The following is a 23363-nucleotide window of genomic DNA, read 5'->3' as shown; positions in this document are numbered from 1 at the left end:
TTCATCCCATCTCTTAACCAGAATTAAGATTAAGCATGCTTATAAATTCAGCTAACAACCAGATAGAATTAACAAGATAACCGATCATTCAAGGTTAAAAAAGCAACAAAAAAGGCGCCTAAGCGCCTTTTTTCAGGAAGATAAAATATTACCAGCCTGTTTTAGTTCGTAGTGCTTTACCGATGTCAGCTAAAGAGCGAACAGTCGTTACACCAGCAGCCTCTAAAGCCGCAAACTTATCAGCAGCAGTACCTTTACCGCCAGCGATTATTGCGCCAGCATGGCCCATACGCTTACCTTCTGGTGCAGTGACACCAGCAATGTAAGACACAACAGGCTTAGTGACGTGTGCTTTGATGTATTCAGCCGCTTCTTCTTCAGCCGTGCCACCGATTTCACCGATCATCACAATCGCTTCTGTCTGTGGATCGTTTTGGAACATTTCCAATACGTCGATGAAGTTAGTACCAGGAATAGGGTCACCACCAATACCGACACAAGTCGATTGGCCGAAACCTTCATCAGTTGTCTGCTTAACCGCTTCGTACGTTAATGTACCAGAGCGAGAAACAATACCGACTTTACCAGGCTTGTGAATGTGACCAGGCATAATACCAATCTTACATTCACCCGGAGTGATAACACCTGGGCAGTTAGGACCGATCATGCGAACGCCAGTTTCTTCTAGCTTCACTTTCACTTGCAGCATATCAAGTGTAGGGATGCCTTCAGTGATACAAACGATTAGCTCAATACCAGCATCGATGGCTTCAAGGATAGCGTCTTTACAAAATGGTGCCGGCACATAGATAACCGTTGCCGTTGCACCTGTTTGAGCGACTGCATCTTTAACAGTATTAAATACTGGAAGACCTAGGTGAGTTTGACCACCTTTCCCAGGAGAAACACCGCCAACCATTTGTGTGCCATAGTCAATTGCTTGCTCAGAGTGGAAAGTACCCTGACCACCAGTGAAACCTTGACAGATCACCTTGGTATCTTTGTTAATTAAAACAGACATTATTTGCCCTCCGCAGCTTTAACAACTTGCTCAGCCGCGTCAGTTAGACTTGTTGCCGCGATGATATCAAGACCAGACTTAGCTAATACTTCACGACCTAATTGGGCGTTAGTACCTTCAAGACGAACAACCACTGGCACTTTAACGCCAACTTCTTTGACCGCACCGATAATACCTTCAGCGATCATATCGCAACGCACGATACCACCGAAAATGTTAACTAATACCGCTTTAACATTGCTGTCAGAAAGAATGATCTTAAAGGCTTCAGCAACACGTTCTTTGGTTGCTCCACCGCCAACGTCTAAGAAGTTAGCTGGCTTGCCGCCATGTAAGTTTACGATGTCCATTGTACCCATCGCTAGGCCGGCACCGTTAACCATACAACCTACGTTACCGTCTAAAGCAACATAGTTTAATTCAAATTTAGCCGCGTGCGCTTCACGTGCATCATCTTGTGATGGATCGTGCATTGCTTTGACTTTTGGTTGACGGAATAATGCATTACCGTCGATACCAATTTTGCCATCTAAACAATGAAGGTTACCTTCAGAGGTGATCACAAGTGGATTGATTTCTAATAACGCGAAATCATAGTCGTTAAACATGTTTGCTAGACCCATGAAGATCTTAGTAAACTGCTTCATTTGCGTTGGGTTTAACCCTAACTTGAAACCAAGATCACGAGCTTGATAAGCTTGAGGACCGGTTAGCGGATCAATGATAGCTTTATGAATAAGTTCTGGCGTTTCTTCAGCCACTTTTTCAATTTCAACACCACCTTCAGTCGACGCCATAAACACAACGCGACGGCTGCTTCGGTCAACAACTGCACCTAAGTACAATTCATTGGCAATGTCAGTGCAGCTTTCAACGAGAATTTTAGCCACTGGCTGACCTTTAGCGTCAGTCTGGTAAGTAACTAAGTTCTTGCCTAACCAGTTTTCTGCGAATGCTCTGATTTCGTCTTTACTGCTGGTAACTTTAACGCCACCTGCTTTACCACGGCCGCCAGCGTGTACTTGACACTTAACAACCCATAAATTTCCGCCAATGTGGCCTGCTGCTTCTACTGCTTCTTGAGCAGTATCACAAGCAAAGCCTTCAGAGACTGGTAAACCATATTCGGCAAATAAAGATTTTGCCTGATACTCATGCAAATTCATGATGATCTATCCATATACTTCAAATCAAATCCAACTGGCTCAATATGAGCCAGCGACGAGGGTTTATCTACTGACTTATAGATCAAGTAGCAGACGAGTTGGATCTTCTAAGAAGTCTTTAATCGCGACTAAGAAGCCAACTGACTCACGGCCATCAACAATACGATGATCGTAAGAGAGTGCTAGGTACATCATAGGCAGGATTTCAACCTGACCATTGACTGCCATTGGGCGATCTTTAATGGCATGCATGCCCAAGATTGCGCTTTGTGGCAGGTTCAAAATAGGCGTCGACATTAATGAACCAAAAACGCCACCGTTAGTCACTGTGAAGTTACCGCCCGTCATGTCGGCAACAGACAACTTACCGTCACGGCCTTTAATCGCTAACTCACGTACCGATTTCTCAATTTCAGCTAGGTTCATGGTATCGGTATCACGTAATACTGGTGTCACCAGACCACGAGGTGTCGATACTGCAATGCTGATATCAAAATAGTTGTGATACACAATGTCATCACCGTCCATAGACGCGTTAACTTCAGGGAAACGTTTTAATGCTTCAGTTACGGCTTTGATATAGAAAGACATAAAGCCTAAACGAATACCATGGCGCTTTTCGAAGATTTCTTGGTACTGTTTACGAATATCCATGATTGGCTTCATGTTAACTTCGTTAAACGTGGTTAACATTGCCGTTGAATTTTTTGCTTCTAAAAGACGTTTCGCGATGGTTTTGCGAAGACGTGACATAGGAACACGCTTCTCACTACGACCTTCTAGTGGTGCTACCGGGGCAACAGGCGCAGCTTTAGCCGGTGCTGACTTAAGGAATGCATCAACATCGTCCTTAGTCACACGTCCACCCACACCAGAACCTTTAATTTTACTGGCATCAAGATTATGCTCAGCAATAACACGACGAACCGATGGGCTTAATGCATCATTAGACTCCTCAGCAGCAGTTGCGGTAGTTGCGGCGGCAACAGGCGCTGATGCTTCAGCTTTAGTCACTTCTTGACCTGACACCACACCAGCGACAAAGTTAGCAATCACTTGTTCACCTAAAACAGTGTCACCTTCTTGAAATAACAATTCAGAGATTGAACCATCTTCTGGCGCAACCACTTCTAACACAACTTTGTCAGTCTCGATATCGACTAAGTTTTGATCGCGAGTCACCTGCTCACCAGGTTTAACATGCCAAGTAGCAATAGTTGCATCAGCAACAGATTCTGGTAATACGGGTACCTTAATTTCGATACTCATGGAAAACTTCCCTTATATAAATTATCTATTACGACAGTTTTAATGCGCTATTTACTAATGATTCTTGCTGATGTATGTGCAACCCTGGATAACCACATGCTGGCGCAGCAGAAGCTTCACGACCGGCATAAGTTAATTGAGCGCCTGCAGGAATATTAGCCCAGAAATGATGCTGACTACAGTACCATGCACCTTGGTTTTGTGGCTCTTCCTGACACCAAACAAAATCAGTAACATGTTGGTATGTAGCTAATGCCGCACGTAATTCCACATCAGGAAACGGATACAACTGCTCAACACGAATGAGGGCAACATTGTTCACATTCTCTTTGCGACGTTTTTCAAGTAACTCGAAATAGACTTTGCCGCTGCAAAATACAACGCGGTCCACTTGGCTGGCGTCTAAGGTATCAATCTCACCAATAATATTTTGGAAAGTGCCTTGTGCAAGCTCTTCTAAGCTAGAGACAGCTAATGGATGACGCAGTAAAGATTTAGGCGACATAACCACTAACGGACGACGCATTGGGCGCACAACCTGACGACGCAACATGTGATAAACCTGCGCCGGTGTTGATGGCACACACACTTGCATGTTGTGGTTAGCACATAATTGCAAGAAACGCTCTAAACGGGCACTCGAGTGCTCTGGACCTTGACCTTCATATCCATGAGGTAACAGCAACGTCAGACCGCATAAACGGCCCCACTTTTGCTCTCCAGATGATAAGAATTGATCGATCACCACTTGGGCACAGTTGACGAAATCGCCAAACTGCGCTTCCCAGATGTTTAATCCACCCGGTTCAGTAGTCGCGTAGCCGTATTCAAATGCCACCACTGATGCTTCAGATAATACCGAGTCAATAATGTCGATTGGCGCTTGTTCATCAGCCACATTACGCAAAGGTAAATAGGTGGTGCCGTCTTTCTGGCTATGTAAAATAGCATGACGATGGAAGAATGTGCCGCGACCAGTGTCTTGACCGGTAATGCGCACACGCTTGTTATCTTCAAGAATCGAGGCATACGCTAAGGTTTCAGCAAACCCCCAATCGAGTAATTTATCACCTTTGGCCATCGCGGTACGATCGGCGTAAATTTTGGCAACACGAGATTGAAGGGTATGGTTTTCAGGAATATCGACTAACTTATTAGCTAAGTTTTGTAGACGTTCCATCGACATAGCAGCCGCGTAATCTTCATCCCATTCACGATTAAGATAAGGCGTCCAGTCAACTGTGTTCAACGTCATTGGACGCCATTCTTTCACTACACAATCACCGGCATCTAATGCATCACGGTAATGATTAATTAACCCCGTCACTTCATCGGCTGGAATACTGTTTTCAGCGATTAACTTATCTGCATAGATTTTACGTGGCGTTGGGTGCTTTTTGATTTTAGCGTACATGAGCGGCTGTGTAGCACTAGGCTCATCCGCTTCGTTATGGCCATGACGGCGATAACACACTAAATCAATAACCACATCACGTTTAAACTCATTACGATAATCCACTGCAAGTTGAGAGATAAACGCAACGGCTTCAGGATCATCAGAGTTGACGTGAAAAATGGGCGCCTGAACCATCTTAGCGATGTCAGTACAGTATTCGGTTGAACGTGTATCAGCGTGGTTAGATGTCGTAAAACCAACTTGGTTATTGATGACAATACGAATGCAGCCACCGACTCTGAAACCACGTGTTTGAGACATATTAAATGTCTCTTGAACAATCCCTTGCCCGGTAATAGCAGCATCACCATGAATGGTGATGGGCATCACCTGTAAACCGTCTTTACAGCCACGGCGATCTTGGCGCGCGCGCACAGAACCAATCACCACTGGGTTAACAATTTCTAAATGAGATGGGTTAAAAGCTAAGGCTAAATGGACATTGCCGCCGGGTGTTTCAAAATCTGATGAAAAACCTTGGTGATATTTTACGTCACCGGAACCGTGAGTGTCGCCATGCTTACCTGCAAACTCGTCAAACAGTTCAGCAGGACGCTTACCTAACACATTAACGAGCACGTTTAGGCGACCACGGTGAGCCATACCGACAACGATTTCTTTGGTACCCGCTTCACCCGCACGGTAAATGATTTCACGCATCATCGGAACCAGTGCATCACCGCCTTCTAAAGAGAAACGCTTAGCGCCAGGGAATTTAGCCCCAAGGTATTTTTCGATACCTTCTGCCGCATTTAACCCTTCAAGAATACGTTTTTTAATATCGTTATCGTACTGGGCTTTACCTAATGTGGGTTCAAGACGTTGCTGGATCCAACGCTTTTCATCGGTATCAGTGATATGCATGTATTCAGCACCAATCGAGCCACAATAAGTGCTCTTTAATGCATGAATAATATCAGCAAGCTTCATGGTCTCACCGCCCAAGGCGAATGACCCCGTATTAAACTGACGCTGCATGTCTTCAACGGTTAAGCCGTGGTAAGCAGGATCTAACTCTTGTACTTGCTCGCGTTTCCACAATCCTAATGGATCTAAATTGGCATTTTGATGGCCACGGAAACGATGGGCATTGATCAGTTGCAGCACTTTAACTTGCTTCGCATCTAACTCAGGATCGCTGACGCTGGTAGCGTTTTTTAGACGACCTTGTAGAGCTAAACTCCGAAAATAGTCACGAACTTTAGAATGGGCTGTTTCGGGTACTTCTATTGAGGCACCGTTAACCGGAGGGAGATTATCAAAAACAAGCTGCCAATCAGCAGACACTGATTGCGGATCTTCTTGATAGGTTTCATACATCTCTTCTACGTAGGTCGAGTTCGAACCACTTAAATATGACGACTCGAGCCAGGCTTTCATGATGCCTTGGTGCATTGTTATTCCTTTCAAACTTGATACACGTACTAGCCATAAACATAACAGTGAGTAACGTAAGTTACATCACACGTAGACTGAAATTATCTTAGCAAGATAATGACAGGAGGTATTGCATAAATACACAAAAGAGCCATCCTCAATTTTGAAGATGGCTCTTAACAGAGCTAATAAGTCAGACTATTTTGCTCTTCTTCATGCATTAAACAGCTCGCTTAAGTAACATTGACTTGATATGACCAATCGCTTTAGTTGGGTTTAATCCTTTAGGACAAACATCAACACAGTTCATAATGCCATGGCAACGGAACACACTGTAAGCATCATCTAGTTCAGATAAACGCTCCTCAGTGGCAGTGTCGCGGCTGTCAATCAAGAAACGATAGGCATGCAATAAACCGGCTGGGCCGATAAATTTATCCGGGTTCCACCAGAAAGATGGACACGAGGTTGAACAACATGCACACAAAATACATTCATATAAACCATCTAAATGAGCACGCTCTTCAGGTGATTGTAAATGTTCACGAGCCGGCGCCTTTTCATCATTGATCAGATAAGGCTTAATTTTTTCGTATTGCTTGTAGAACTGAGTCAGGTCAACGACCAAATCTCGCACTACTGGCATGCCTGGTAAAGGACGGATTTCAATTTTCTTCCCTTTAAAGGTCGATAATGGCGTGATACACGCTAATCCATTTTTACCATTCATGTTAACACCGTCAGAACCACACACACCTTCACGGCATGAACGACGGAACGCAAGCGTTGAGTCTTGTTCTTTCAGTTTAATTAACGCATCTAACACCATCATATCAGTGCCCTCAGGCACGTCTAAGGTGTAATCCTTCATGTAAGGCTTGTTATCTACATCAGGATTATAACGATACAATGCAAATGTTAATTTCATCTTTGCAACTCCTGCCTAATAGGTACGTTTTACCGGTGGAAACGCTTCACGTAATTGAGGTGTCATGTTGACATCACGTTTACTCATAGCTTGAGTCATTGGGTCATACAAGCTATGACATAACCAGTTGTCATCATCACGATCTAAATAATCTTCACGAGAATGCGCACCACGACTTTCAGTACGGAAGTTAGCCGCATAAGCAGTTGACAGCGCTGTTGCCATTAAGTTATCTAATTCTAAGCACTCAATACGTTGAGTATTAAATTCTGTTGAATTGTCAGATAACTTGGCATTTTCAAGACGCTTTTGAATTGCTTGCAGCTGTTCTAAACCTTCAGCCATGGCTTCACCACTGCGGAAAACAGAGAAATTTAACTGCATACACAATTGAAGATCTTTACGTATAACCGCAGGGTCTTCACCGTCTTTGTTGCTTTCCCAACGATTAAGACGAGCAAGTGATGCATCAATTTCTACGTCTGTCGCCGCTTTTGGATCAGGAGTGTCGTCTAATGCTTTGCCTAAATGTTGTCCTGCCGCACGACCGAAGACCACTAAATCAAGCAGTGAGTTACCCCCTAAGCGGTTTGCACCGTGAACAGATACACAGGCAATCTCACCTACGGCAAATAAACCTAATACATCTTGCTCTGTGCCATCGTCATTCTGACGAATAACTTGACCACTCACTTTAGTCGGTAAACCGCCCATCATGTAATGACACGTTGGTAACACAGGAATAGGACCATCAGCAGGATCGATATGAGCAAAGGTACGTGATAATTCACACACTCCAGGAAGACGCGCTTCAAGGGTTTCTTTGCCTAAATGATCAAGCTTAAGTAACAAATGCGGGCCTAAAGGACCGTCTAAACCACGACCTTCACGAATTTCAGTCATCATTGAACGTGCAACCACGTCGCGTGAGGCTAAATCTTTCGCGTTTGGCGCATAACGTTCCATGAAACGTTCGCCATCTTTATTTAATAAGTATCCGCCTTCACCGCGACAACCTTCAGTCACCAAAACACCCGCGCCAGCGATACCCGTTGGGTGGAACTGCCACATTTCCATGTCTTGTAATTGAACGCCAGCACGCGCAGCCATACCCACACCGTCACCAGTATTAATATGAGCATTAGTGGTTGAGGCATAAATACGCCCTGCACCACCGGTTGCTAAAATTGTTGCTTTAGCTTTGAAATAAACAATGTTGCCGGTTTCAATTTCAATCGCGGTACAACCGACCACAACACCATCATTATTTTTAACCAAATCTAAGGCATACCACTCAGAATAAACGTCAGTTTTATGCTTAACATTTTGTTGGTATAAACAATGAAGCAGTGCATGACCCGTTCGGTCAGCGGCTGCTGCAGTCCGAGCGGCTTGCTCGCCACCAAAGTTTCTTGATTGGCCACCAAAAGGACGCTGATAGATTGTGCCGTCTTCGAAACGAGAGAAGGGTAAACCCATTTGCTCAAGTTCGATAATCGCTTCAGGACCCGTTTGACACATAAACTCAATGGCTTCTTGGTCGCCGATAAAATCAGAACCCTTAACCGTATCGTACATGTGCTGTTCCCAATGGTCCTCATGAGCATTACCTAATGCTACTGTGATTCCACCTTGAGCAGAAACGGTATGTGAACGAGTTGGGAATACTTTAGATAACAGCGCACAGCTCTTACCTTCTTTAGAAATCTGTAATGCTGCTCGCATACCTGCGCCACCGGCGCCGATTACGATCACATCAAATTCGCGAACTGGAATACTCACTTAAACACCCCACACTATTACAATGCCTGACGCTAAATAACTCAATGCGATCATAACAAAGGTAAACTGTAATACACCACGTAACGCAGTCTGTTTGACGTAATCCGTCAACACTTGCCATACACCAATCCATGCATGGATAAGTAAAGCAATCAGCGTTATAAGGGTAAAGACTTTCATTGGAAGTGAACTAAATAAACCACTCCAAATTTCGAAAGTTAACGGGGCACTACACGCGATAAAACCAACTAAAAAAATAGTATAACAAGCGAGGATCACTGCACTTGCGCGTAATAGAATATAGTCATGAACACCACTGCGTCCAAAACTTGCTGCATTTGTTACCATACCCAAATCCCCGCTATGATAGAAAAGACTACGGCTAACCCAAAAGTAGCCTTAGCTGATGCGACACCCGAAGTTAATTCTTCCCAGCGGCCGGTATCCATGACCAAGTGACGAATGCCACCTAATAAGTGATAACTCAACGCGGTTAGAATGCCCCAAATGATGAACTTCATCACGAAACTATCGAACAAGGATTGTACGCTAGCGAAACCATCTGCTGATGTTAAAGTCGAATTTAACAACCAAAGAAGGATACCAATAGCAAATAGCATGATGACACCGGAAATACGGTGTAGGATTGACGCGATCGCAGTTGCAGGAAAGCGAATCGTCTGCAGGTCTAGATGGACAGGTCTTTGCTTTTTCACGTTCTGCTCACTCCGCTCCATTGAGCATTATTTTTGTTATGTCTCTATTTTTTGCTTAACCATTAATGTTCGCAAAAGATGGAACATTTTTTAAACAAAAAACAGACTACTCTCAAACATCTAATCAATTGAGAAACCACTATTAAGTTAGTAAATTAATCATTCCTAAACTGTGATGTCCGTCGCCCTTAGGGACGCAGGCAAGTATACTCGTGGGGATTGTCAAATACAAACATCACATTATGCAAAATAAGTTTTTTTAATGTTTTTTTAATCTAATCCAAGCACAGAGCGGTTTTCAGCGCATATATACTATGGTCTAACAAATTTAAACGCTTATTTAAATTGATCTGTGATCCCGATCCGCTGTAGAGTAATGACCGCTTAACATGCCGCACTCATATAGAAAAATGAAGTAAGGAGAACGGGGTATGGCTGATAATATAGCCAAATTAGAGTTACCAGGAAACGATTCAATCGACCTACCTATCAAGAAAGGTACTGAAGGTTTTGACGTTATCGACATCAGTACACTTGGGACAAAGGGGTATTTCACCTTCGATCCAGGCTTTTTAGCGACTGCGTCTTGTGAGTCAGCAATTACATACATCGATGGTGAGCAAGGTATCTTGTTACACCGTGGGTATCCAATTGAGCAGCTTGCTACAGAATCGAACTACTTAGATTTATGCTACTTGCTTTTATATGGTGAATTACCGTCTAAAGCTGATTATGAACAATTTGTCTCCACTGTGAAAAATCACACCATGGTGCATGAGCAAATTGCATTCTTTTTCAGAGGCTTCCGCCGTGACGCACACCCAATGGCAATGCTTTGTGGTGTAACTGGTGCATTATCTGCTTTTTATCAAGATTCTCTTGATGTGAACAATCCAAAGCATCGTGAAATTGCTGCTTACCGCTTAGTGTCGAAAATGCCGACAATTGCAGCAATGTGCTACAAGTACTCAATGGGGCAACCTTTTGTTTATCCACGAAACGATTTAAGTTATGCAGGTAACTTCCTGTCGATGATGTTTGCTACGCCTTGTGAAGCATACAAAGTCAACCCTGTGGTTGAACAAGCAATGGACCGTATTTTTGTACTGCATGCTGATCATGAGCAAAATGCATCTACATCGACCGTTCGTTTAGCCGGTTCTTCAGGTGCTAACCCATTTGCATGTATTGCGGCGGGTATTGCTTCGTTGTGGGGCCCCGCTCATGGTGGTGCTAACGAAGCTTGTTTAGACATGTTAGAAGAAATCGGTTCTGTTGATCGCATTCCTGAATTTATCGAGAGAGCAAAAGACAAGAACGATCCATTCCGTCTAATGGGCTTTGGTCATCGTGTTTATAAGAACTTTGACCCACGTGCTAAAGTGATGCGAGATACCTGTCATGACGTCCTTAAAGAACTGAAAGTGGTTGACCCATTATTAGACGTAGCCATGGAACTTGAGCGTATTGCCCTTGAAGATGAATACTTCATCTCTAAGAAGCTATACCCGAACGTCGATTTCTACTCTGGTATCATCATGAAAGCCATTGGTATTCCTAATAGTATGTTTACAGTGCTGTTCGCATTGTCACGTACTGTTGGTTGGATTTCACATTGGAAAGAAATGTTAGATCAACCAGGACACAAAATCAGCCGTCCACGTCAGTTATACACTGGTGAGTCTGCGCGAGAATTTGTGAGTGTTGATAAGCGTTAATTAGCTGACTTTAGTTGTCAGATCAAAAAGGCGCCTCGGCGCCTTTTTTATTGGTTTTTTTTCAGTACCCACTGGGCGCTAACCGCCGGTACCTATGTTTATGCCTTCTTGAGTCATATACTCTGCAAGTAGCCTGTCTTGCACTTTTTTACTCAGCTTAACCCAATATGAGTTCCAAGCTAATCGACTGCAGCGCTATGCTGACCCAGTTTTATTTGGCGTTAATATCTGTAGCACTAGTTTAAAGCCCTCTATAATAAAAACCAAACCCACTTTGGTCCATGATATAAACTCTGAAATATCACTAAAAATACCAATAAAAACAATAATAACAATAAGTTAATACCGTTAAAAAATAATTTAATTGCAGAATAAGTTTGTTGTCAGAGCGAGTGTAATGGCACTATTTCAAAGAACATATTGGCCCTTCCTTTCCAGATCATATAATTAGGCTAAAATATAACCAATACTCAAATTAAGGAGCTAGAATGATCTCACTCTACGTGCGCTTAATCATTTGTTGCGGTTTGTTTACTATTTCAACCTTCTGTCATGGTCAAAATGAGACGGACTCATCTCCCGATGCCAGCAATCAAAACGTGCCGATTCTAAGGTTTGAAGGCGCTATGGGTCCTGCTGTGAGTGAATATTTGGTCAAAGAAATCACTGCTGCTAATCAACTGCCTGAACGTCAGCGCCCTCCCCTGATAATGATAATTTTGGACACCCCTGGCGGTTTGGTTTCAAGTCTTAGGGATATCAATCAGGCAATATTGGCTTCAACCATTCCCATCGCTTGCCTCGTTGCGCCAACGGGTGCCAGAGCCATGAGTGCAGGCACCTATTTACTCTATGCCTGCCATATTGCGGCTATGGCGCCGGCTACCACCTTAGGGGCAGCAACCCCAGTGCAAATGGGCATGCCTCAGGCCCCAGCTAAACCAGATGATAACTCAGAAGTTCAGCCAAATGATGGCAGCGCGATGGAGCGAAAAATACTAAACGATGCCATCGCCTATATACGCTCATTAGCTCAGTTAAGGGGGCGAAATCAAGCCTGGGCTGAACTCGCGGTCAAGGACGCTGCCACCCTAACCTCAGAAGAGGCACTAGACAGTCAGGTGATAGACCTTATAGCCAAAGATGCGCCAAGTCTGCTGGCAAAACTCAATGGCTGGCCTTTAAAGCAAGAAGGGCAGACCTTAACACTGAACCTAGACCAAGCCACTCTGGTTGAACATCAAAGAGATTGGCGTAACAAGTTTATTGCCACTATTACTAACCCTAACATTGCCTATATTTTGATGTTAATAGGTATTTATGGCCTGATACTGGAATTTTTTAACCCAGGCATAGGCATCGCGGGAGTGGCGGGTGGGATTGCCTTACTGGTTGCTCTGTACGCATTTCAGCTCCTGCCTATCAACTATGCAGGACTGGGGCTGATGATTTTGGGGATAGTATTATTAATTGCTGAGTCCATGGTGCCAAGCTTTGGGGTCTTCGGCCTAGGCGGCGCTTTGGCGTTCGCTCTTGGCTCCATATTCTTACTGGATACGGAGAGTGAATTCACTATTTCCTTACCTCTTATCGCTGCGGTCACTGTCACTATTACGCTATTTAGCCTCTGGGTGCTGTCGACCCTGTGGAAGAGTCGACATCAAAAACCGGTAAGCGGCGATGACGCCATGTTAGGAGCACAAGCTCACGTTATTGCGGGTTTCGAGCGTACAGGGTTTGTCCTACTAGAAGGGGAAACTTGGGCGGCAATCTGCGATACCCCCACAAAGGACTCACAGAAAGTACAGGTAATAGCAAGAGATGATCTCACCTTAATAATCAAAGCCCTAAGCGACACAGAGCCTAGCATTGAACCTAAAACAGAGGAAAACACAGATGGAAAATCTAGCCTATAATAGCAACCTTTTTTTTGTTGCCTTGATGTTTCTCATCTTGGTAGTGTTATTTAGTACTTTCAAAATTTTGCTAGAATATCAGCGTGGCGTGATTTTCATGCTAGGACGCTTTTATAAGGTCAAAGGCCCAGGACTTATCATAGTAATACCCTTTATCCAACAGATGGTACGGGTCGATTTACGCACCGTGGTGATGGATGTTCCCACTCAGGATGTGATCAGTCGCGACAACGTCTCGGTTAAGGTCAATGCGGTGATCTATTTCCGGGTTATTGATGCCCAAAAAGCCATTATTAATGTGGAAGATTTCCTGCAAGCCACCTCACAACTGGCTCAGACGACGCTGCGTTCAGTCCTTGGACAACATGAACTCGATGAAATGCTCGCCAACCGAGACATGCTCAACACTGACATTCAGAGTATTTTAGATACTCGCACCGATGGCTGGGGTATAAAAGTCTCCAATGTTGAAATAAAGCACGTAGATCTCAATGAAACTATGGTGCGAGCCATAGCGCGCCAGGCCGAAGCTGAGCGCACCAGACGTGCCAAGGTCATTCATGCGTCTGGCGAGATGGAGGCGTCTGCCAAATTGGTCGAAGCCGCTAAGACTTTAGCGATTGAACCTAATGCGATCTTACTGCGTTACCTACAAACTCTGACAGACATTGCCGGAGAAAAGAATTCGACCATACTATTTCCTTTGCCTATGGAACTATTAAAAGGGGTGATGGGTGACGGTAAAACAGAAAAAGCCATCAAGCCAAAGCAGCCAAAGCAGCCAAAGCAGCCAAAGCAGAAAGAATAACTTTTCTCTACCTAGCTAGGACTAAACAATGGCCTAAATAAACAACTCGACACCAATACCAGCGCACCCTGCTTGTGAAACGATTAAAAGGTGTGTTCGGGGACGGTAAGGCAGAATAGTCTGTCTTACCTAGCTAGCACTAAACAAATGGCTAAACAAAGGGCTAAACAAAGGGCTAAACAAAGGGCTAAACAAAGGGCTCACCACCAATACAAGTGCATATCCCTATCGATATTACTAAAAACTCAGCAATTCCTCTGTAATACTTGAATGGCTGCATTGATATCAAATGTAGACGTCGTCATAAGTCATTTCTTATTGTTTATTTTAAAGAAGTGTCACAAAAAGTTGAACACAACCCATAAGGACTCTCTGTATTAGCCTCTGATGTTCAATTTAGCCAATCACACTACTTTATACAGATTTTGACTACAAATGATGGTTAAAAAGTCCACCTCTGACTCAGTGGTTAAGTAAGGCTCTGTTATATAACAACTTTAAATAATGGCACACTTCATGCTTTATAACCAGAAATTAACATTAGTTACAAAAGTTAACGTGACGTGAACACAAACACAGGTAAGACTCTAACAATTACGTCTTAAGTTAATTTTTATAATTTAGCTTTATTCACAAATTTTAACACTAGCAGGTACCCCATGGATAGGTTCATCAGCATGAAGAAAATGGCAATTCCTTTACTTTGTATTGCAGTATTGAGTGGTTGCAGCGGCGAAGCAGAACAAGCAAAAGAAGATGAAAAATTTGCGATTCCGGTTGAAACCGCTTTAGTCACCACAGGCAATGTATCCTCTTTCTACAGCACGACCGCTACACTTGAAGCACCTGAAGAGTCCCATGTGATGAGCCGCATTGCTGGGATCATCGAAAAGATTAACGTTGAAGAAGGCGATCGGGTTACCAAAGGACAAATACTTGCGGTCATTGATGCCAAGCGTCAACGTTATGATTTCAATCGCTCTGAAGCCGAAGTGCAAATTATTCAGCAAGAATTAAATCGTTTAAACAAAATGAACAACAAAGAGTTTATTAGCCAAGATCAAATGGCCAAGCTCGAGTTCAATCTACAAGCGGCGAAAGCACAGCGCGACTTAGCCGAGCTGCAAGTCAAAGAAAGCCAAATCACCTCGCCCATTAATGGCGTTATTGCCGAGCGTTATGTTAAAACGGGCAATATGGCGAAAGAGTTCCAAGAGCTATTTTATGTTGTCAATCAAGACCAACTTCACGGCATATTGCACTTACCAGAACAACAACTTGCCAGTTTACGAGTGGGTCAACAAGCCAGTATTATTCAACAACATCAGGGTACTAAATCCGATATTATCGACGCAAAAGTACTGCGTATTAGTCCCATTGTAGATGCTCAAAGCGGCACCTTTAAAGTGACATTAGCCGTGCCAAATCAAGATGCAAAATTAAAAGCAGGTATGTTTACTCGTGTTGAACTGAAATACGACACTCACCTAGATGTGCTTACAGTGCCTTATAACGCATTAATCAACCAAGACAATACTCAAGCGTTATATGTGATAAAAGACACTAAAGCACAGCGACGCGAAGTCAGTTTGGGCTTTCGTGAAAATAACACTGTTGAAATTTTATTTGGTGTTGAAGCTGGCGAACAAATAGTCATCCGCGGCCAGCAAAATCTTAAAGATCAATCGTTGGTAGAGATTATTACCCCACTTAGCTTCGCTGCTATTCGATAACGGAGCTGGATAATGTCGATAATCAATACTTCTGTTAACCGTCCCGTCACGGTGTGGATGTTCATGTTAGCTGTGATGCTGTTTGGTATGGTGGGGTTTTCTCGCCTCGCGGTAAAACTATTACCCGATTTAAGCTATCCCAGCGTGACCATACGCACTGCCTATGACGGTGCCGCCCCCGTTGAAATTGAACAGCTGGTGTCAAAACCGATTGAAGAAGCCGTTGGTGTGGTTAAAGGCTTACGCAAAATTAGCTCAATTTCTCGTTCAGGCATGTCTGATGTGGTGCTCGAGTTTGAGTGGGGCACCAATATGGACATGGCAAGCCTTGAAGTACGCGAAAAAATCGACACCATTGAGCTGCCATTAGACATAAACAAACCATTACTATTGCGTTTTAACCCCAATCTTGATCCCATCATGCGCTTAGCATTTTCAGTGCCCAATGCAGATGCGGAGCAGTTAAAGCAAATGCGTACCTTTGCAGATGAAGAGTTAAAACGCCGCTTAGAAGCCTTGTCTGGTGTTGCCGCAGTGAGGCTCTCTGGAGGGTTAGAGCAAGAAGTTCACATTGAATTAAATCAACAAAGATTAAGCCAGCTCAATCTTAATGCTGACCACATTAAACGCCGAATTAACGAAGAAAACATTAACCTTTCTGCGGGTAAAGTGATCCAGGGCGATAAAGAATATTTGGTCAGAACCTTAAATCAATTCAATTCATTAGAGGAATTAGGTCAAGTCATTGTCTATCGAAATGGCCAAACCTTAGTTAGATTGTCTGATATTGCGGTGATCAGCGATGCCTATAAAGAACGCAGTGATATTACCCGTATTGGCGAAGTTGAATCGATTGAACTCGCTATTTATAAAGAAGGTGATGCCAATACCGTTGCAGTGGCGAACAAGCTTCGAACCGAACTCGACAAAATGAACCAAACGGATGAAAGTAATCAATTAGAAATTATTTATGACCAATCTGAATTTATTGAAAGTGCAGTAAATGAAGTTACCTCAGCCGCATTATTTGGCAGCTTGCTGGCCATGCTGGTTATTTACCTGTTTTTACGTGATATTATTGCCACCCTCATAATTTCTATTTCGATCCCCTTTTCGGTTATCGCCACTTTTAATATGATGTATTTTGCCGATATCAGCTTAAACATCATGTCCCTAGGCGGTATTGCGTTAGCCATTGGTTTATTGGTGGACAATGCCATCGTGGTATTAGAGAACATTGACCGTTATAAATCTCAAGGCATGAGTAAAACTGAGGCTGCCGTCACCGGCTGTAAAGAAGTCTCTGGCGCCATTTTTGCTTCAACCCTGACAACACTTGCGGTATTTGTGCCATTAGTGTTTGTCGACGGGATAGCAGGCGCCTTATTTGCCGATCAAGCGCTCACCGTCACCTTTGCCCTACTCGCCTCATTATTTGTTGCCTTAACCGCCATTCCTATGTTGGCTTCACGTCAAGGTTTTACCAGCTTGCCACAACCGGTTGAAGTGACCGCGATGCCTAAACCGACCACCCGTAAAGGATTAATAGCCTATTACTTATTGGCAGTGTTGCTGTTTCCTTTTAAGTTACTGTTTAGCTATTTACCCGCTGGTTTGTTAACCGCAACTATTGTTATAAGCCGTTTCGTTAGTAGCGTGTTTGGCTTGCTGCTAAAACCCATTTGTGCTGGATTTAACGTCCTATATCGTATAGTGGAATCGTTCTATTACCGCGTACTTCGCCATGCCCTGCGGCACCAAGTGTTAACCCTAGTGATCGCTTTAGTGATGACCTTGGCTTCAAGCAGTTTGCTGCCTAAGTTAGGTGTAGAATTAATTCCACCGATGAATCAAGGCGAATTTTATGTTGAAATTTTACTGCCTCCTGGTACTGAAGTCAGTGAAACCGATGCCGTATTACAACAGTTAGCCCTAGCGATTAAAGACCGTGACGATGTTAAACACGCCTATAGTCAAGCGGGTAGCGGTGGCTTAATGACATCGGACACCGCCAGAGGCGGTGAAAACTGGGGCCGATTACAAGTGGTGTTAGCGGATCCTTTAGCCTTTAATACGGTTAGTCAGGTACTGCGCAATACCGCAAGAAATATCCCTGAGCTAGAGGCTCAGATTGAACATCCTGAATTATTCAGCTTTAAAACCCCACTTGAAATTGAGTTGTCGGGCTATGATTTGGTTCAACTTAAACAAAGCGCGGACCGACTGGTTAATGCCTTGTCAGAATCAGACCGCTTTAGTGACATCAATACCACTCTTCGTGATGGCCAGCCAGAGATCAGCATTCGCTTTGATCATGCCCGCCTAGCCGCGTTAGGCATGGATGCACCGACTGTCGCTAACCGTATTGCTCAACGAGTAGGCGGCACTATTGCCAGCCAGTTCACGGTGCGCGATCGTAAAGTTGATATATTAGTCCGTAGTGAATTAAGTGAACGCGATCAAATCAGCGACATTGAATCGTTAATCATTAACCCAAATAGCGCGCAGCCTATTCCATTAAGTGCCATCGCCACCATTGACTTACAAATTGGTCCTTCAGCAATTAATCGTATCAGTCAACAACGCGTTGCCATCGTGTCATCTAACTTGGCCTACGGTGATTTAAGCGAAGCCGTGCTCCAAGCCCAGCAGATACTGGCTAAACAGCAATTCCCTAGCTCAATTCAAGCCAGGTTCGGCGGCCAAAATGAAGAAATGGAACAATCTTTTGAATCGTTGAAAATAGCCCTCGTTTTGGCCATTTTCTTAGTGTACTTAGTGATGGCAAGCCAGTTTGAATCCTTGCTACACCCGCTATTAATTTTGATTGCAGTGCCGATGGCCGTTGCAGGTAGCATTATTGGCTTATTTATTACCGGCACCCATTTAAGTGTGGTGGTGTTCATTGGCCTAATTATGTTGGCAGGTATTGTGGTCAATAATGCGATTGTATTGGTCGACCGTATCAATCAATTACGCCGAGAAGGCAAGGATAAGTTGAGCGCCATTAATGAAGCTGCGCAATCTCGCTTGCGCCCTATCATGATGACCACGCTCACCACCACCTTAGGTTTATTGCCGATGGCAATAGGTATTGGCGACGGCAGTGAGGTTCGCGCACCGATGGCCATTACAGTAATTTTCGGCTTAAGCATGTCTACTTTACTCACATTATTGGTGATCCCTACCTTATATGCGTTGTTTGACCGTAAACAATATACCCAAAATGACCTTGAGCTTAATACTGCGGAGACGCTAGCATGAGTATCACTCAACTGGCGATAAAGCGCCCTGTGACCACCTGTATGTTTTTCTTAGCTATTATGCTGTTTGGTATGGCGGCCAGTCGGATGTTGCCACTGGAAATGTTTCCGGGCATTGATATTCCGCAAATCGTGGTGCAAGTGCCTTACAAAGGCTCCAGCCCAGCAGAAGTTGAACGCGATATCACCAAGGTACTGGAAGAATCACTTGCCACCATGAGCGGTATTGAAGAAGTGCGCTCTGATTCAACCCAAGACGGCGCTTTTATTCAGCTCAATATGAAATGGGGTGAAGAAGTGGCCATGAAAAGCCTTGAGGCACGTGAAAAAATAGACTCGGTAAGACATTTATTACCAAAAGATGTTGAACGCGTCATGATCCAACAATTCTCAACCGCCGACATGCCGGTGCTGACAATCCGTATTTCAAGTGATCGCGAGCTCTCTAATGCATTTGATTTGCTTGAAAAACAACTTCGTAAGCCACTTGAGCGGGTTGACGGTGTATCCAAAGTCACCCTTTACGGAGTTGAACAAAAGCAGATTGAAATCCGACTTGATGCCGATAAATTAGCGGCATCAAGCCTCAACAGTGTCGATTTACGCACCCGTTTACTGGCGGAAAACTTCGTCATCAGTGCTGGTACACTCAGAGAAAACGCTCGAGTGTACCAAGTCTCGCCCAAAGGCGAATTTACCAGTATTGATGATATTAACAATCTGGTTATTGTGCCGGGTATCCGTTTGCAAGATATTGCGAAGGTGAACTATGCCCTACCTGAAAAAAGAGAAGGCCGACATTTAGATCAAAAATATGCCGTGGGTATTGATGTCTTTAAAGAGTCAGGCGCCAATTTAGTTGAGGTGTCAGATCGTGTCCTCAAAGTCATCGAGCAAGTTAAGCAAGATCAGCAATTTAATGGTATCAAGCTGTTTATCATGGAAGACCAAGCCTATGGCGTTAAGTCGTCACTGAAAGACTTACTGCTGTCCGGATTAATGGGCGCGGTATTGTCATTTGGCGTGCTGTATCTGTTTTTACGTAACCTTAAAATGACCTTAGTGGTTATTTCATCGGTGCCAATTTCATTGTGTATGACATTGGCGGGTATGTACTTTTTAGGCTACAGCTTGAATATTCTGTCGATGATGGGGTTATTATTGGCGATCGGCATGTTAATTGACAATGCGGTAGTGGTCACCGAAAGCGTGCTACAAGAAAAACAAGCCGCACACATTGACGACACCTGTCAGAGAAAAGCTAACCAACGAGCCGTGTTAACCGGCGTGGAAAAAGTCTCGTTGGCGGTTTTAGCCGGTACATTAACCACAGCGATTGTGTTTTTACCGAATATTTTTGGCGTTAAAGTACAGCTGACCATCTTTTTAGAACATGTTGCTGTGGCCATTTGTATCTCGCTCGCGGCATCATTATTGGTTGCCAAAACTCTTATCCCACTTATGCTCAATCACTTTCATTTTGAAGTGAAGAGCGCTAATGATAATAATCGCTTAGGGCGTTTTTATGAGCGAAGCCTAAGGTGGATTTTAACCCGACCAAAACGTTCTGGGGTTATCGCTTTGGTGATATTAGCTTCAACTGCATTGCCGTTAAGTATGGTGCAACAAGATCAAGGTGATGGTGAAGGTAATGACCGTTTATACATTAATTATCAGTTAGAAGGTCGGCATAATTTAGCGGTCACCGAGGCGATGATTAACAGCATGGAAGCGTATTTATACAGCAACAAAGACGCATTTTACATTGATACTGTTTACAGTTACTACGCCCCACAAGATGCACAATCGACCATTTTATTGCAAAAAGACATTCCCATTGACATGGGCGAGTTAAAGAAAATGATCCGCGGAGGATTTCCTAAGTTTTCGATTGCCACGCCACAATTTGGCTGGGGTAATGAAAATAGCGGCATTCGCGTAACCTTAACCGGACGCTCAACATCAGAACTTATTCTTTTGAGTGAACAAGTGGTGCCATTACTCGACAACATTGAAGGCTTAGTGGATGTGCGTTCTGAAGTGAATAGTGCCCAACAAGAAGTAGTAGTGGTCATTGACCGAGAAATGGCCGCTCGTCTTGATTTAACCTTAAGCGATATCGCTACAAATATTGCCATTGCATTGCGAGGCTCACAGCTACGGTCATTTCGTCATGATCCTAGCGGCGAACTGCGCATCGAATTGGCCTATGATAAAAGCTGGCAAAATTCGTTAGAAAAACTTAAGCAGTTACCGATTATTCGTCAAGGTGACCGAGTCTATACCCTAGACAGCTTAGCCAAAGCAACCGTGGTGCCTCGATTTGATACTATTCGTCATTTTAACCGCCAAACGGCTTTATCTATTGGCGCAAATCTTGAAGATCTCACCACCGAAGAAGCACAAAAAGAAATTACCCAAGTGATGGACTTGGTGAATTTTCCTAATGGCTACGGCTACTCATTACGCGGTGGCTTTGAACGTCAAGATGAAGACCAGTCAATCATGGCTGTGAATATGATTTTGGCTATTGCGATGATCTATATCGTCATGGCGGCATTATTTGAGTCGCTAGTGTTACCGACGGCTATTATTACCTCAATCATGTTCTCCATTACTGGCGTATTTTGGGCGCTTTGGTTAACCGGTACACCCATGTCGGTGATGTCAATGATTGGCATACTCATCTTAATGGGCATAGTGGTCAATAACGGTATTGTTCTGGTAGACCAAATCAACCAAATGACACCCGATTTAGATAAGCTCAGCAACACGATTATAAGTGTGTGCATAACCCGATTACGTCCGGTATTAATGACCGTCGCGACCACGGTACTGGGGTTGGTTCCATTAGCCTTAGGAGACACCCAAATAGGGGGTGGTGGGCCTCCTTATTCTCCAATGGCCATTGCCATTATTGGTGGTCTCACCTTTTCAACGGTCACTAGCTTGTATTTAGTGCCATTGTGTTACCAAGCCTTGTATATAATGCGCCATAAAGCCGCGATCAGATTAGGTGTAGCCAACACCTTGGCTCACAAACTGTTACCTTGGGCTAATAATGAGTAGCGTCTAGGCTGATCGATTGGGCAACAGGGCACAGTATTGAGCCCTGTATCTGCAGCCACATCTTATTGTGGTCTGGTTATATGGCCACTAACGTGTCTTTTGCTGAGCCGATAGTGAACACCTGTTCGCTTCGATCAGGGCGCGTGATAGCCGCGATATTAATGTGTTGGCATTAAAAATATTTCACGTACACTGCAGCGCTGCTCTGCTTCAATAGCAAAAAGTACCGCTTCGGCTACATCAACCGGGTCTAATTTATCGGGTTTAGGCTCATCAAAAAATGGGGTGTTGACCATACCAGGAGCAATGGTAGTGCAGCGTCCGCCCCATTGGGCCATTTCTTCGGCCAAGTTCTGGCCAAAGCCATAAGCAAACCATTTACTGGCACCGTAAATCGACCCTTTATGTGACGTACGCCCAGCCACTGAGCTGGTTAAAATAAAATGCCCCTTGGTTTCACGTAAGTGGGCCAGGGTTAACTTGGCCGTCCATAACAAGGCTTTGATGTTGATATCGATAAGTTTTGACCACTCATCTGGATCCCCCTGTTCGGTACCCGAAGTGGTTACCCCGGTGCCTGCGTTAGCGAAGGCCACATCCAGTCTGCCAAACTTGTTGATGCCAGCTGTCACGACCTTTTCTAATGCATCAAATTGGGTCGCATCGGCGGCAATGGCTAGGGCATTATCTTCCCCTAGCATGGCCACCAAGTTATCCAATTTCTCTTGTCTGCGGGCAGTCAGTATCACCTTGTGACCGCTTTTGACTAACGTTTTGGCTGTGGCTTCACCGATACCACTAGATGCACCTGTGATTAATACTATTTTTTGTTTTATCATCTGACGTTCCTGTTACTGCAAAATAAGTTAACACGCTCAGTGTGGTGATTTTGTTCATAAATACAAGCCCCAAGCACTACAGGAGGGTAAATAGTCACTGTGGTTAACCCCTAACAGAGATTAGTTATGCTACATAATCTCCAGTTCAACTCACGGGGCGCTTCGTCAAATGATAACAAGCGATATTGAAATACACCGTTGACGCAACCTAGGGCCATGGCACAATGAGTGATCAATTTGCTTTGCTAAGCAGTATTAATCACAATAAATAAACACAATAAATAATCACAATGACAGCAATA

General features: G+C 44.0%; 15 protein-coding genes. 6 read left to right on the top strand and 9 right to left on the bottom strand.

The annotated features are described in order from the left end of the window. Positions 1-148: 148 nt before the first annotated feature. From sucD to sdhC, 8 genes are all read right to left on the bottom strand, one after another. Positions 149-1021: a succinate--CoA ligase subunit alpha gene (gene sucD, locus EGC80_RS14275; RefSeq protein ID WP_101030829.1), complete on the bottom strand. Its 873-nt coding sequence runs from the start codon at positions 1019-1021 to the stop codon at positions 149-151. Beyond that, positions 1021-2187 carry an ADP-forming succinate--CoA ligase subunit beta gene (sucC, locus tag EGC80_RS14270; protein WP_101030827.1) on the bottom strand — a complete coding sequence of 389 codons (1167 nt, stop codon included), beginning with the start codon at positions 2185-2187 and terminating at the stop codon, positions 1021-1023. Before sucC ends, sucD begins: the two co-directional genes overlap by 1 nt. A 75-nt stretch (positions 2188-2262) precedes the next feature. After that, positions 2263-3456 carry a 2-oxoglutarate dehydrogenase complex dihydrolipoyllysine-residue succinyltransferase gene (odhB, locus tag EGC80_RS14265; RefSeq protein ID WP_124013867.1) on the bottom strand — a complete coding sequence of 398 codons (1194 nt, stop codon included), beginning with the start codon at positions 3454-3456 and terminating at the stop codon, positions 2263-2265. 28 nt (positions 3457-3484) lie between these two features. Continuing rightward, the gene (gene sucA / locus EGC80_RS14260) at positions 3485-6307 is read right to left on the bottom strand and encodes a 2-oxoglutarate dehydrogenase E1 component (protein ID WP_124013868.1); all 2823 of its coding nucleotides are present in this window, start codon (positions 6305-6307) and stop codon (positions 3485-3487) included. A gap of 202 nt (positions 6308-6509) precedes the next feature. Then, a complete protein-coding gene (locus tag EGC80_RS14255) occupies positions 6510-7217 on the bottom strand; it encodes a succinate dehydrogenase iron-sulfur subunit (RefSeq protein ID WP_101030821.1) in 708 nt (235 codons plus the stop codon). A gap of 15 nt (positions 7218-7232) precedes the next feature. Then, on the bottom strand, positions 7233-8999 hold the full coding sequence (gene sdhA / locus EGC80_RS14250; protein WP_101030819.1) for a succinate dehydrogenase flavoprotein subunit: 1767 nt from the start codon (positions 8997-8999) through the stop codon (positions 7233-7235). Beyond that, positions 9000-9347 carry a succinate dehydrogenase, hydrophobic membrane anchor protein gene (gene sdhD, locus EGC80_RS14245; RefSeq protein ID WP_101030817.1) on the bottom strand — a complete coding sequence of 116 codons (348 nt, stop codon included), beginning with the start codon at positions 9345-9347 and terminating at the stop codon, positions 9000-9002. After that, on the bottom strand, positions 9341-9736 hold the full coding sequence (gene sdhC / locus EGC80_RS14240; RefSeq protein ID WP_101030815.1) for a succinate dehydrogenase cytochrome b556 subunit: 396 nt from the start codon (positions 9734-9736) through the stop codon (positions 9341-9343). Before sdhC ends, sdhD begins: the two co-directional genes overlap by 7 nt. A gap of 410 nt (positions 9737-10146) precedes the next feature. Between sdhC and EGC80_RS14235 the strand changes: the two genes are divergently transcribed. From EGC80_RS14235 to EGC80_RS14210, 6 genes are all read left to right on the top strand, one after another. After that, complete coding sequence (locus EGC80_RS14235; protein WP_101030813.1) at positions 10147-11433, top strand: citrate synthase; 1287 nt, start codon at positions 10147-10149, stop codon at positions 11431-11433. 488 nt (positions 11434-11921) lie between these two features. Then, positions 11922-13349, top strand: coding sequence for an NfeD family protein (locus EGC80_RS14230; protein WP_124013869.1), 1428 nt, complete (start codon positions 11922-11924; stop codon positions 13347-13349). Further along, the gene (locus tag EGC80_RS14225) at positions 13330-14157 is read left to right on the top strand and encodes a slipin family protein (RefSeq protein WP_101030809.1); all 828 of its coding nucleotides are present in this window, start codon (positions 13330-13332) and stop codon (positions 14155-14157) included. The genes EGC80_RS14230 and EGC80_RS14225 overlap by 20 nt, the downstream gene beginning before the upstream one ends. 659 nt (positions 14158-14816) lie before the next feature. Then, positions 14817-15890, top strand: coding sequence for an efflux RND transporter periplasmic adaptor subunit (locus EGC80_RS14220; protein WP_124013870.1), 1074 nt, complete (start codon positions 14817-14819; stop codon positions 15888-15890). 12 nt (positions 15891-15902) lie between these two features. Continuing rightward, positions 15903-19154, top strand: coding sequence for an efflux RND transporter permease subunit (locus EGC80_RS14215; RefSeq protein ID WP_124013871.1), 3252 nt, complete (start codon positions 15903-15905; stop codon positions 19152-19154). Beyond that, positions 19151-22222, top strand: a complete 3072-nt coding sequence (locus EGC80_RS14210; RefSeq protein ID WP_124013872.1) for an efflux RND transporter permease subunit — start codon at positions 19151-19153, stop codon at positions 22220-22222. Before EGC80_RS14215 ends, EGC80_RS14210 begins: the two co-directional genes overlap by 4 nt. A 158-nt stretch (positions 22223-22380) precedes the next feature. Here the strand turns inward: EGC80_RS14210 and EGC80_RS14205 are convergent, their stop codons facing one another. Continuing rightward, a complete protein-coding gene (locus EGC80_RS14205; RefSeq protein ID WP_124013873.1) occupies positions 22381-23061 on the bottom strand; it encodes an SDR family oxidoreductase in 681 nt (226 codons plus the stop codon). Positions 23062-23363: the final 302 nt, after the last annotated feature.

It is taken from the genome of Shewanella psychromarinicola, assembly GCF_003855155.1.
Classification (GTDB): Bacteria; Pseudomonadota; Gammaproteobacteria; order Enterobacterales; family Shewanellaceae; genus Shewanella; species Shewanella psychromarinicola.
The sequence above is the reverse complement of the archived record's forward strand: the minus strand, read 5'-3'. Positions and strand labels throughout refer to the sequence as shown.